This window comes from Microbispora sp. H13382, assembly GCF_014161445.1.
Classification (GTDB): Bacteria; Actinomycetota; Actinomycetes; order Streptosporangiales; family Streptosporangiaceae; genus Microbispora.
Genome location: NZ_JABBXA010000019.1, coordinates 123,998 through 137,053, shown reverse-complemented (window position 1 = coordinate 137,053; position 13,056 = coordinate 123,998). Strand labels below are relative to the sequence as shown.

At 64.8% G+C, this 13,056-nt stretch carries 9 protein-coding genes; 5 read left to right on the top strand and 4 right to left on the bottom strand.

The window, feature by feature from the left end; all coding sequences use genetic code 11:
* Positions 1 to 78: 78 nt before the first annotated feature.
* The 4 genes from HHX41_RS30540 to HHX41_RS30525 all read right to left on the bottom strand — a co-directional run bounded on the left by HHX41_RS30540 (position 79) and on the right by HHX41_RS30525 (position 7,172).
* Positions 79 to 4,158, bottom strand: a complete 4,080-nt coding sequence (locus HHX41_RS30540; RefSeq protein ID WP_182908712.1) for a LamG-like jellyroll fold domain-containing protein — start codon at positions 4,156 to 4,158, stop codon at positions 79 to 81.
* A gap of 193 nt (positions 4,159 to 4,351) precedes the next feature.
* Positions 4,352 to 5,038, bottom strand: a complete 687-nt coding sequence (locus HHX41_RS30535; protein WP_182908711.1) for a response regulator transcription factor — start codon at positions 5,036 to 5,038, stop codon at positions 4,352 to 4,354.
* On the bottom strand, positions 5,035 to 6,237 hold the full coding sequence (locus HHX41_RS30530) for a sensor histidine kinase (RefSeq protein ID WP_220504561.1): 1,203 nt from the start codon (positions 6,235 to 6,237) through the stop codon (positions 5,035 to 5,037). The genes HHX41_RS30535 and HHX41_RS30530 overlap by 4 nt, the downstream gene beginning before the upstream one ends.
* Before the next feature lie 242 nt (positions 6,238 to 6,479).
* Positions 6,480 to 7,172, bottom strand: coding sequence for a hypothetical protein (locus HHX41_RS30525; RefSeq protein ID WP_182908709.1), 693 nt, complete (start codon positions 7,170 to 7,172; stop codon positions 6,480 to 6,482).
* A 600-nt stretch (positions 7,173 to 7,772) separates the two neighbouring features.
* On the opposite strand from HHX41_RS30525, the gene HHX41_RS41145 reads away from it, so the two are divergent.
* The 5 genes from HHX41_RS41145 to HHX41_RS30500 all read left to right on the top strand — a co-directional run bounded on the left by HHX41_RS41145 (position 7,773) and on the right by HHX41_RS30500 (position 12,490).
* The gene (locus HHX41_RS41145) at positions 7,773 to 8,117 is read left to right on the top strand and encodes a hypothetical protein (RefSeq protein ID WP_259401422.1); all 345 of its coding nucleotides are present in this window, start codon (positions 7,773 to 7,775) and stop codon (positions 8,115 to 8,117) included.
* A 44-nt stretch (positions 8,118 to 8,161) separates the two neighbouring features.
* Complete coding sequence (locus HHX41_RS30515) at positions 8,162 to 8,824, top strand: hypothetical protein (RefSeq protein ID WP_220504560.1); 663 nt, start codon at positions 8,162 to 8,164, stop codon at positions 8,822 to 8,824.
* A gap of 849 nt (positions 8,825 to 9,673) precedes the next feature.
* The gene (locus HHX41_RS30510) at positions 9,674 to 10,717 is read left to right on the top strand and encodes an MBL fold metallo-hydrolase (protein WP_182908708.1); all 1,044 of its coding nucleotides are present in this window, start codon (positions 9,674 to 9,676) and stop codon (positions 10,715 to 10,717) included.
* Positions 10,710 to 11,450, top strand: coding sequence for a hypothetical protein (locus tag HHX41_RS30505; protein ID WP_182908707.1), 741 nt, complete (start codon positions 10,710 to 10,712; stop codon positions 11,448 to 11,450). The genes HHX41_RS30510 and HHX41_RS30505 overlap by 8 nt, the downstream gene beginning before the upstream one ends.
* Before the next feature lie 143 nt (positions 11,451 to 11,593).
* Positions 11,594 to 12,490: an MBL fold metallo-hydrolase gene (locus HHX41_RS30500; RefSeq protein WP_182908706.1), complete on the top strand. Its 897-nt coding sequence runs from the start codon at positions 11,594 to 11,596 to the stop codon at positions 12,488 to 12,490.
* Positions 12,491 to 13,056 lie beyond the last annotated feature (566 nt).

The window sequence follows — 13,056 nt, the reverse complement described above, 5'->3', positions numbered from 1 at the left end:
CCCGCGTGACAGCGCACGGGAGCGCGGGCTCGAGGTTCACCTTCATCACGACCTCCACAAGCAGGGGATTACCTACGGTCAGAGGCCGGAGGCGGTGTCGAGTTCGCCGCCGGTGGCCAGCACCTCGACCTGTTCCTTGGTGAGCGCGCCCTGGTAGGCCCACACGTCGTCGATGGCGTCCGGCCAGAACTCGCCGCCGAACCTGTTGCGGCCGACCTGCAGCCCGCCGCCGGTCGCGGTGAACCCGAACACCTGGTCCTCCTGGGAGACACCGAGTGAGGTCTCCTCAAGCTGGCCGTTGACATACAGGCTCATCCGATCGCGGAGCGCGTCGTAGACGATGGCGAGGTGGTCCCAGTCCGACTCGGAGAACCCCGAGTGCTCGGCCTGGCGCAGCTCGGAGGCCGCGGTGGAGTCGGCGTTACGCATCTGGAACTGCCAGCCACCGGCGTCGGGGTCGGCCGGGTTCGGGACGTAGCGCAGGGCGAAGGCGTTGGCGTTCGCTCCTGCCTGCGAGAACACGGTCCTGGCGGTCTGCGGGCGGCCCATGTTGCGTATCCACCCCGCCACCGTGAAGCTCTCGCCGGTCTGCAGCGGCGGGGTGGCCGTCTCGGCGTAGGCCGTGGTGCCGTTCAGCAGCAGTCCCGCGCTGGAGATGTAGCGGAAGCCCGCGGCGCGGTCGATGACGGCGCCGCCCTGGAGCGTGAGGTTCTGGGCTCCCGCGGGCTCGCCCGCGCCGCCGGTGTTGAGCTTCCAGCGTCCCTTGACCACGGGGTGCTGGGTGACGAGTTCCTCGGCCTCGATCGGGCCCAGCGCCCGGTCGTAGATGCGGACGTCGTCGAGCACGCCGGGCAATTGGTCCACGTAGGTGCCCAGCCACTTGCTGCGGCCGATCTGCAGCCCGCCGCCGGCGTGCCACACCGCGTCGAGCTGGCCGCTGTCGGTGCCCTGGTCGCCGTTGACGTAGATGCGCAACTTTCGGGTGACGGCGTCGTAGACGCCGACCAGGTGCGTCCAGGAGTTCACGGCCGGTGTCGCTTTGGAGACCGCCTGGTACCAGCCGCTCTCGTCGGTGTCGGTCTTGGCTTTGGCGAACACCCACTTCTTGAGGCCGCCGTCGTACTTGAGGTAGAAGCCGCTCTTGCGCAGGCCGTCCTGGGAGAGCGCCGTGTAGTTCTTGTCCAGCGCGCCGGTCTCCAGGCGCACCCATGCCGACACCGAGAAGCTCTTGGTGGTGTCCACGACCGGGCCGGTGGTGGCGGCGTGGCCGGTGGAGCCGTCCAGCCGCAGCGCCGTGCCGTCCTGCCCGTCCTGCCCGAGCGTCGCGCCGCCCTTCAGCGCGGCCTGGACGGCGGCGGCGGGACTGTAGACGCGGCCGGTCCCGGCCTCCTCGTCCAGCGGCCAGTACGCGGCCGGACCGGACGGGCTCGCGCCTGCCGCGAGCTGCTGGGCCTCCTGGTCCGACACCGCCCGCTGGTACAGCTTGATCTCGTCGATGCCGCCGGGCCACTGATTGACCTGGGCGTCGTTGTACTTGCTGCGGCCGATCTGCAGCGCGCCCGCGGCCTGCCACGCCCTCACCCCGCCGGCCGTGCCCGCGAGCTGCCCGCCCACGTAGAGGCGCAGCTCGCCGGCGGGCTGGTCGTAGACGCCGGTGAGGTGCGTCCACGTGTTCAGCGGAAGGCCGCCGCTCGCCATCGCGGAATACCAGACGCCGCCACCGTCCCTGGCGGTGTCGGTGCTGGGCATCTTGAACTCCGGTTGCCCGGACGGGTTGATGCCGAGCTGGAATCCACTTTGGTGGGTTCCGTCCTGGGCCAGCGCGTTGACCATCCCGAAAGCCGCCGGTTTGACCCATGCGGAGACGGTGAAGCTTTCCTGCGTGCGCAGCACCGGCAGGTTCGTCTCGGCGTAGCCGCTCGCGCCGTCGAGGGTGAGCGCGGTGCCCGCCTGGCCCGCACCGCCCAGCGTGGCCCCGCCACGCACGTAGGCCGCCGTGCCCGGGCCGGTGCTCGTCACGGTCGTCGCGCCCGCGGCCTCGTCCAGCGTGAACCGGGCCGCGGCGTCCGCGCCCGCCCTGGCCCAGAACTCGTAGGTGGTCGGGGCGCTGTTCTGGTTGGCCTGGGTGAACGCCTGGACGGTCAGTAGGTTGGGGCCCGAGCGGCTGGGCGCCACCGCGACCTGACGCGCCGCGCCGCTGGCCGTGGTCACCGTGCTCAGCGCGGTGCCGTTGAGCTTCAGCTCGTAGCGGGCCGCGGCCTTGGCCGGGTCGCTGATGGTGAAGATGCCGGCGTCGCCGACGCCGCCGTGCCAGCTCTGGTCACCTGGGTACTCGGCCGACGACACCGATGGCGCGGCGGGCACCGACGGGTCGTAGTAGAAGTAGCAGCCGGTCTGCGCGCCGTCGTAGCTCCACGGGCCCCACTGGACGCCGTCCCAGGCCCGTACCCCCCAGCCGATGCGCTTCTTCTGCGGGATGGACGCGGGAAGCTTGATCTGGTGCCTGCTGCCCGTGGTCAGCGCCGGTGTCAGGGCCGAGGTCCACTTGGCGCCCCAGTCCGAGCCGTCGGCCTTGTCGGCCCAGTGCAGCGTGAACTGGCCCTGGACCTTCTTGGCGTCCTCGGAATCGGGGTCGGAGAGGTAGGCGTACAGGATGGACAGGTCGTTGACCCACTGGGCCTCACTGGAGGCCACGCACTTGGTTCCGGGGCTGGCGAACATCGAGCCGGTGCTCGGCTGGTTCGGCGGCCGGTTGTACTGGATGCGCAGGTAGGCGTCATCGGCGAAGCGCTTCCACCACGTCATCGAACTCTCGCTGTAGGCCTTCAACCCGAAGGTGATGGTCGAGTACCCCTTGTTCACCGCGCCCTGCACGCTGGCGCGGAGCTTGGACCCGCCGAACTCGACCGGCGCCCGCGAGCAGTAGGCCACGTCGCGCGAGGCCAGATGCTCAAGCCAGGCGTCGCTGGTGTTGTTCCAGGTCGCCCCCGAGGTCAGCGTGCCGGCCCGCCACAACTGCACCGAGGTGGCGTTGTCGCAGTCATAGGCCGCGGTCTCGTAGGCCACGAACTCGGCCGACTCGATGTACTTGCCCTTGATGGAGGGCAGCTTCATCCGGTAGAAGAGCCGCTTGGTCTGGTTCTTCACACACCGGCCGTCCTTGGCGACCTCACAGCGGCCCATGCCCTCGGTGGCGTTGCCGTTGAACTTCGGGTAGTTCTCGCTGGGATAGCCCGAGGAGACCATCCCCCAGTAGTAGGCCGCACTGGTCTGCCACACCGGGTCGACGTAGACGGGGAAGGTGGTGGCCGGTGAGGTCAGCAGCCCTTGGTCCGGGATCAGCGCCAGTTGCCGCCCCCCGAGGCCGACCTGCACCTTGGCGGTGCGGGAACCCTCGGCGGGCCCCTTGCTGAGGTCCCGCTCGCGCGCGGTGGTCAGCGCGCCCGCGGCGGGCGAGGAGTCCCACATGACCGGGGACGGCGCCTCGAACACGGCCTCGCCGGTGCCGGCGTCCTTGGCCCGCAGCACGCCGGTGGCGTCCCGGTCCAGCGACAGCCGGGCGGAGTCCAGGCCGAAGGCCAGCCGGGCCAGCCGCGGATCCCTGGCCGCCGCGGCGGTCTTGATCACCAGGGTGTGCGCGAAGCCGTCCGGCAGCGCTCGTACGCGCAGGTCGACGTCGTTGCCGAGCACGCCCTGGTAGACGGCGGTGTCGCCGTCCAGCACCGGTTCGGGCAGCGGGCCCGGCCATGACAGCGCCAGCTCCCGGCCCGCCCGCGACATCCGTACCAGCGGCTCCTGTCCGCCGCCTGACAGCCGCAGGTCGACGGTGGTCGCGGCAGGGACGAGGCCGGAGCCGTTCCGCCGCAGCGTGGTGTCGATGCCGACCCATTGCCCGTCCCGGCGTGTACGCACCGGCCGCAGATGCTCGGTCACCTCGAACGAGCCGTTGGGCAGGGCGTTCACCGTGCGGTGCTCACCCCGCTGCGACAGCACCTCCACGGGTCGTCCCGACGAACGTGCCAGCGCCGAGGCGTCGGCCTCGGTCGCCGGGGTGCCGAGGGACGGCTGCGCGGGCGAGTCGGGGTTGGCGGCCGCCGCCTCCGGCCCGGCGGCGTACAGGCAGGTCAGCACGGCGAGCACCGCCGTGCCCTGTGCCAACGCGCACCTTAATCGGCCCTTGATACCCAGCGCCATCAGCATCGCGACCTCGCTCCCCACATATCTGTCTAATGATCAGAAAGTAGGCGGCGAAGGGTCAGGGGAACATTCGGCGCTGGATTGATTCTTGACTGCAACAGTGGCGGTAGCGCGGATCCGGTTGTAAACCTAGGCGGTAGTTCTACGCCTTCGCCTACTCGTCGAGCGTCCGGTTGACGCGGATCGTGACCAGGCCCGTCTCGTAGGCCAGCACCACGGCCTGGGCTCGGCTGGTCACGTTGAGCTTGGCCATGGCTCGGTTGAGGTGGGTCTTGACGGTCGCCTCGCTGACGACCAGCTGCGCCGCGATGTCGGCGTTCGCCAAACCGGTGCCCACCAGCCGCAGCACCTGCAGCTCGCGGCTGGTGAGCAGGTCGAGCTCCGGCACGGCGGACGACGGGCAGCCGGGTGCGCTCCGTTGTGTGTAGGCCTCGATCAGGCGGCGGGTGACGCTCGGGGCGAAGAGCATGTCGCCCGCGGCGACCGTGTCGATGGCAGCCAGAAGCCGCTCGGGCGGGCTGTTCTTCAGCAGGAATCCGCACGCCCCTGCGGACAACGCGGCGAAGACATATTCGTCCAGATCGAAGGTGGTGAGCATCACCACCTTCGGCGGGCTTTGACCGGCTTGGGCAAGAATGCGGCGGGTGGCCTCGATCCCGTCGAGGCGCGGCATGCGGATGTCCATCAGGACGATGTCCGGGCGGGCGTGCGCCGCCAGCGTCGCCGCCTCGTCGCCGTCGGCCGCCTCACCCACCACGTCGATGCCGGGTGCGGCACGCAGCAGGGCGGCCAGGCCGGCGCGGATCAGGATCTGGTCGTCGGCAACGAGCACGCTGGTCATGACGGGTCCGTCCCTTCCACCTGCTCACCATCGCCGCTCTGCCCGCCGATCGATGGCAGGGGCAGCGGCAGGGTGAGCACGACTTCGAAGCCGCCGTGGGCACGTGGCCCCGCGATCACCGTTCCGCCATACAGCCTGGCGCGTTCACGCATGCCCAGCAACCCATGAGTGCCGGCGCCCTGGAGTCGCTCGGGAGGTGGCCGGGTGGCGCCGTCGTCGCTGACCCGTACGATCAGGCCGGTCGCCGTGTAGTCCAGCACGACGACGGCGCGGGCGGGACCCGCGTGTTTGAGCACGTTGGTCAGCGACTCCTGTACGACGCGGTAAACACACTGGTCGACGCCCGGTCCCACAGGTCTGGGCCCACCGTGTACGGTGACCTCCACCGGCACGCCGGCGGCGCGCACACGGTCGGCCAGTTCGTTCAGCCCGGCCAGCCCGGGAGCGGGGGCGTAGCTGAAGTCCTCGCCGTTGGTGCGCAGGACCGCCAGGAGCCTGCGCATCTCCTCCTGGGCCTCGAAGCTGCTGGTGGCGATGGTATCCAGGGCCGTCCGCGACACGGCGGGGTCGGAGGCGAACACGTATCGGGCCAGGCCCGCCTGCACTGACACCACGGACATGTGGTGGGCGACGATGTCGTGCAGTTCGCGAGCGATGCGCACCCGTTCCTCGGTCACCGCCTGCTGGGCATGGATGTCCTGCTCGGCGCGTAACCGCGCGCTGAGCACCGCCAGCCGTCGCCTGTCCACGCCGAACGCCCACACGATCGGCACCGCTATGGTCTGTGCCACGGCCGTCGTTACCGACAGCAGCAGCAGCCCCCCGGCCAGCACCAATGCCCCGGCGGCCACCATGCTGAGCGCCGACACCTTGATCGGGCGCTGTGCCGACACCGTGTACAGCGCTACCAGCGACGCCCACGAGGCCATCGGCGGATGTCCCAAAGTCAGGTAGATCGCCCAGACTCCGCACACGACCGCCAGCACGAGCACCGGCGCGCGGCTGCGCCACATCAGCGGGAGGTTGCCCGCGCAGAAGAACAGCAGGGTCCAGCCGTCCAGCGGCGGCCACCCGGGTATCGGAAATTCCGTTATCGACACCAGCGCCACCACCGTGAGCATCACGGCAAGCCCCGTGTCGATCACCCGCACATCGATCCCGCGCAGCCACCCCGCCCGGCCACGCCACCACCTGATCACCATTGGCAGCATAGAGTCGGCCGACAGGCTCGTCATCGGACCAGAAGCTGATCCTCCTACCGCGGAGGTCACGGCCGCCGACCACGACCTGCGCCACGCGGCCGTCTCATTGTGGCTGAACGCAGGGGAAGAGGAGCGCGCCCTGAGGGATTCGAACCCCCGACCGTCGGATGAGAAGTGGAGCAGATCTTTACCTGCCTCCATAGTCGTTGACCTGCAAGGTTGTGCTCTCGGTCGTGAATCTAGGTAGGAGCCATCCGGCGCATATCCCGCAGGTGAAACATTGCGGCCAGTTCGTCGGCAAGTTCGGCAACGTTTCGAGAGCCGTCGACCTGCAGGACAGGCAAGTCGAGTTCGAGGGCTTGGTGTCGTACTTCTTCATCCCAGAGTTCGTCGCGGGCCAGTCGCTTGGCCAACGCGTCAGCATGGTCACTGCTTCCCCAGTTGGCTCGTGCTCTGGCTGGGTCGGCGAATCGGGTACCCAATGCATTGCGGCGGAATTCGGGTGTTGGCAGCAGAAAGGCGGCTTGCTCACGGCGCGTCAGTAGTGGCGCGACGTCTCGGGGCAGGGTACGGAAGTCGTCAACGAGTACGGGACGGTCGGCGGGCAGGGTAAGCAGGTCTTCGATGACGAATCCGAATGTCTCGCCGTGCAGGCTGGGCATGGCCTGGAAGATCTCATCCGCGGTGCGTCCCGTCCATCTTTGCTCCAGGGGCGTTCGCAGCAACGCGAACAGGTAGGGCTGTTGCTGCGGGGTGCACCGGTTGATGTAGCCCTGTTCGGCGCGGTCGCCGTCATACACGAGCAGGTCGTGCCGTTCCGCCAAGGACTGAGTGAGGGTGCTCTTGCCAGCGCCGGTACCGCCGGCAATCCAGCGGACATGCGCGAGTCGACGAGCGAGATCAGCAGGCGCGTGCTGGCCGAGGAAACTCATGCCCGGCAGTCTCACAAGTCTGATCAGCCAGAAACAGTCTTGTTCTCGCAACAGGCGGCGGTGAAGATTGAAGGAGAGGACCGTCGTCTTACATCGCGCGATCGCGCAGCCAGGACCGCCCGGGTCATGATCAGGCCCCTAACTCAGCCACTGCAGTGATGGGAGTACCGGCCCTGCGCGGCGCGCACAGTCCGCCTGACTGATCACCCTGTGTGCCGTCGACCCGGCGGCCTTGGTCTGCTCGGCTTGTCCCGGGTCGATGGTGGGCGGGGTGAGAGATAGACCGGCGCGTCGTCGTCAACCCGGTCCAGGCGCGGGAACTCCTCGTCGCGCTCACCCACCGCGGCCGTAAGCGCGGGCCGATGCTCGTGGCGATGTTCGCCTGCGTGTACTTCGGCGGCCTGCGACCTTCCGAGGCGGCCGGGCTGCGTGAGAAGGACTGCCACCTTCCCGAATCCGGATGGGGCCTGCTGACGCGCTGGAGAAGACTCGTCCCCAGAGCAACAAGCGGTTCACTGACTCGGGAAGGGCCCGACGAACGGGGCCTCAAGCATTGGGGACGACACGACAAAGCGAGACGTCCCCATCCCGCCGGAACTGGTGAAGATCCTGCGCACGCAGCTGGAAACCTACGGGACGGCGGAGGATGGCCGGCTGTTCCGGACGAGGACGGACGGCGTGATCTCGGGCTCGGCGTACGCGAAGATCTGGGAGCACGCCCGGAGCTACGCCTTCACTCCCGAGCAGGTCGCCTCACCCCTCGCGGCCCGGCCGTCCGACCTGCGCCACGCGGCTGTGTCCCTCTGGTTGAACGTGGGTGTGCACGCTCCGGAAGCCGCCGAGCGGGCCGGTCACGGCATTGACGTCATGTTGCGCGTCTACGCGAAGTGCATCGACGGGCAACGCGAGATCGCCAATCGGCGGATAGAAGATGCCCTCAGCTGACGATCTGCTTCTCGTCTGGCTCCCCGGAAATGGGGTGTCAGTCGGTGATCTTTTACGGCAAAGTCGTTGCGTCACAGCAACCGCTTCACTGGGGAGCTGATATGCACGACCCAACGGCATTTACCGACAGTGAGAACTGGTCTGGCGGCTACTACGAACTGGCGATCGAGATTGGTGATACCAGCGATGAGCGCCTCCAACTGGCGCTATCGGCCCTCTGGCGAGCTGCCGCCATCGACGGTTGCTTCGGCCGTCGTGATCGTGAGCCCAAGGAGCAAGATGAGGTCCCCTGTACCGTTTCATCACTAGCGGAATTTCTTCACCTACGGGGCACGGTCACGCTGCCGACCGGTCGCCGAGTCGTGTGCGGATGCGTGGCCATCCGTGAGGAAGACGGGCCAGACTGGCTCGACTTCTACCTGCCCTTGGGCGCTTTAGAGCGTGTTGACGAGCGGATTGGCGGGTTCCCCTTCGATGAGGACAGCGGAGAGGCCTCGTTGAGTTGGCGGCGCGGCCTGGACGACTGGCTGGCCGCCATCGGCACGAGCGTCTTCGACGAGGTCCAGTTTCAACTCGGCTTGATCGGCTTCGAGACCTCAGGCAGCGTTGATTCAGGCCAGCTCGGTGGCACGGCACCCGAAGAGCGCTGGATGGGGTACCTCATACCGACTGACGGAGGTCTTCGCTTTGATCCCGCCAACCGGTGACCTGCACGTGAACGATCATCCCGACCAAAGATCACAGGTCACGAACCTCGCCGCATCGGGTGCGCCTCAGGGTCTCGGATCGCTCCTCCGGGACCCTTCGGCGTTCTCGGGGCGGGTCTCATCCCGCAGAGGCCCCCGAAAACACCATGCGACCTGGGGAAACGCGACCAACATCATCGCGCGTATATCCCGTGACTGGCGACAAGCGGCGGCTCTCGGCGGCGTAGGGCTGCACGCGCGATCACGGCACGATCAAGCGGAAGCCCAGGTCAGAGGCCAAAGAGGCGGGGGAGAGGAGCGCGCCCTGAGGGATTCGAACCCCCGACCGTCGGATTAGAAGTGGATCGCTCCTTGGAGACCCGTCGATGCGCTGACCTGTGAGTGATCTCACGTGCGCTTTCGAAGGGAGCAGGGTCATTCCGGGGATATTCCGGATCTTGATCTATGGCTCAAAACCGCATGAGCAGTTCGACCCTCGGCCGTCGCGATCCGTTCCACCTGGACCAAAACCGCTCGGCGGTCCTTCTGGAACGGCATGGGACGTCGACGCGCTCGGGTTTCACCGCGTTACGGCTACGCATGCTCCATCATCCCCATCCCGGAGCCGAACCCCGCCGCAGGCCTCCACCGTGCCCGGTCTTTCGGTCCTCCATATTGCCACATATCAGCACGTCCCAAAAATATCCAGGATGAGACTGCCCTCAACACCACTCCCGGGGAATCCCGCTCACCGTACTTGATGGAGGTGTGTCCAATCTCGTCACAAGTCTCGTCAAGGTAGTACAGACGCGATCTTAAGGTAACGTAAAGGACACCGCATCAAAGATCGTCAAAGCTGGGGCGCGTCAAGTGTACGAGATCGACTTCCTACCTGTTGAAAGTGAGAACGGGAGCAGTTCAAAGAGCGGGGACGCAATAGCTATACGGTTCACAGTTCAGCAAACCCAGCAACAGGCAGTGATTGTAATTGATGCAGGGTACCAGGCAATCGGAGAGAACCTGGTCAATCACATCAACCACTTTTATCAAACGAACAACGTCGATCTCGTAATATCAACGCACCCTGACGCCGACCATTTGAACGGTCTGCCGACCGTGCTGGAACGGATGCAAGTTACCGAGTTGATGGTGCATCAACCAAGACTCCATTCCAGAGACGTATCCGACTTCAGCAATCTCGAAGCGCTAGATAACCTCATCAAAGTGGCACGACAGCGCGGCACTAAGTTAAGCGAGCCATTTAGAGGCGAAACTCGGTTCGGTGGGCAATTAACCATCCTGGGACCTACCGTCGAATATTATCAAGAACTCCTGGAGCAACATCTGTTCGAGGAGAAGATGGGACTTGGGCGGGTGCTATCGACTCGTTCGCTAGTCGCTTACACTAAGGATCTTCTGGAATACGTACTTTCGGGATTTCCAGAAGAAACACTCACTGACGAGGGTGAGACATCTCCACGCAACAACAGCTCCGCCATCACGCTGCTTCAAGTCGATGGCCATCGACTTCTTTTTACGGGTGATGCGGGGATTCCAGCCCTTCAGCAGGCAGCAGACTACTATGAATCCCTATATGGCTCATTCAGGAGCTATCCTCTCAACTTCCTTCAAGCACCTCACCACGGAAGCAAACGCAACCTTGGCCCAACAATCCTTAATCAGATACTAGGTATGCCGAATACGCAATACCGAACCGTAACCGCCTTTATTAGCTCCGCCAAGGCATCAAAGAAGCATCCATCCCCTAAGATCGTTAATGCCCTAAGTCGACGCGGCTGCGAGGTATGCGCAACGGAGGGCCGCAGCATACAAACAGGCGAAGGTGCTCCCTACCGTTGGGGATGGACAACGCTACAACCCATACCGCCGCTATCGGAAAACGAAGATGACTAAGATCTTCGAGCAATTCGACAGTTACTCGCGTCATGCGCGAATATATCCTGCTCTAATTACTGCTTCTCCCCTGGCCACTGTTCTCATCACCGTATGGAATCAGTCGCTGACAGGACGGCTCATGCCCGTACTCGTGACCTTTGGCGGCCTCTTTTTCACCGCCAACTATGTACGCAGCGCCGGAAAGAGCCTTGAAAGCCGACTCATTAGAGAATGGGATGGACTCCCTACTACCAGGCTCTTAAGACACCGCAATAATCCCAATCCGCCATTGGCGCTCAGAAGAAAACGCGCGCTACATGGCCTCACCGGGATAAGCTTCCCCTCGCCGGCACGGGAGGAGCGGGACCCCAAGGGTGCAGACGACTTGTACGTGACAGCTGTACGGGTACTGATCGCACGCGTGCGCGACAAAGATGGATCTTACAAGCGCGTACACGAAGAAAACATGAACTACGGCTTCCGCCGCAATCTACTTGCCTTGCGTCCCATCGGAATTACGATAACCATCCTCTGCTTGGTGATAGATTTCGTTATATGGCGCACTGGCCGCGCTACGGCCTCACAGGTCCTTATTGCCGCTGCTATCCATACCGTGTTCTTGCTTGCATGGGCTTCAGTCGTGAAGGCTTCATGGGTTTATCAAGCGGGCGAAGCTTATGCAGAGCGGCTGTTCGATACACTTGAGGATCCAGAAATACTCGCATCTAAGGATGAGACTGCAGACCAGTGACTACCAAATTTCCCTGGTGCGTTTAGACGGGTAATGCTGCGCACCCGGCAGGGGGCCATAGATTCGCTGTCCCGAATCGGCAAGCGGCAGGGCCGGCCAGACCGGAACACCATCTAAAACCAGCGTAGGAGGATACATAGGAGATGCCCAGCGTCAAATCTTTCGCTATCGGCAATGGCGATATGTACTACATTCGCCACGGCAGCGACAACTTCACTATTATCGACTGCATGCTGCCACCAGAGCGGGTCGGCAGCATCCTGGCCGAGATCTCTACGCAGTCAAGCAATAAGGGGATTGTTCGTTTTATCTCGACGCATCCTGATCAGGACCACATCGGAGGCCTCGTCGACTTGGACGACCACCTCGGGATCAGGAACTTCTACTGCGTCAAGAATGCTGCGACCAAGGAAGACCCAACGGCGGACTTCGATCGCTACTGCTCGCTGCGCGACGACCCCAAAAAGGCCTTCTATATCTACAAGGGCTGCACGCGCCGCTGGATGAATCAGAGCAGCGAGGAGCGCGGCTCGGCCGGAATCAACGTGCTGTGGCCAGTAACTTCCGACCCCGACTTCAAGAGCGCCTTGGCTGACGCCGCCTCTGGCATGTCACCCAACAACATCTCCTGCGTCCTGCAGTACGCCGTCGAGGACGGCCCGCTGATGCTGTGGATGGGCGATCTTGAAACGGACTTCATGGAGAAGATCGAGACAAAGGTAGTCGTCCCCAAGGTAGATGTCCTGTTCGCCCCGCATCACGGTCGCACGTCGGGCAAAGTGCCATGCGCGTGGCTAGAGCAGATGGATCCAGGGCTGGTGGTGATTGGCGAAGCGCCGGCGGAGTACCTGCACTACTACGACGGCTACAACACCATCACCCAGAACTCTTGTGGCGATATTTTGTTCGAGACAGACACCAACAAGGTGCACGTCTACGTCAGCGATAACGCCTACAGCGTTGGCTTTCTCGATGACGAGGGTCGTGACCACAGCGATGGCCTCTACTACATCGGCACTCTGGGGTGTCACACTCGCTGACTAGGCGCCAGGGGCGGCCTTGGACCCTTCCGCGGGGCATCAAAGCAGGCGGTCAGCGTGAACTTCCGGCATGTGACGAAGTCAGACGTCCCCTGCACTAGCTTGCTCCCCTTCCCATTTCCCCCTGCCCCCGCTAGCTGATCCTTCGCGCGACTGTCCCTCGGGTTCAGTCAAGGGAGCGAATTAAGATGTTTTCGCTCTATGAAAAGATCTTAATTCGCGGACTTGACGGGTTCCGAGGGCCGCGCACAATCGATCAGCGGGGGCAGGTGGATCTACAGCAACCCCGCGCTCACGTCGATACTGGAAGGATTCTGGGCGGCGGCCTGACGCTGGATGCGGCGCGGTTGCTTGGGTACGACGCGGCGGTGTGCGGCGGGCGGCCCGAGCTGCCGCCGTCCGGGACCGGCCCCCAGGCCGCACGCCCGGACGGCGGGCGGGCGACGGGCCGCTGTGCGGCGGCGCGGCGCGCCGCCGCCTTGATTTTCATAAGCGTAATTCGTCAACGCCTTCGTTCGTGATCCCGTCCTCGGACGAGCTGGTTGTCCTAGCGGAGGTGCGCTCTG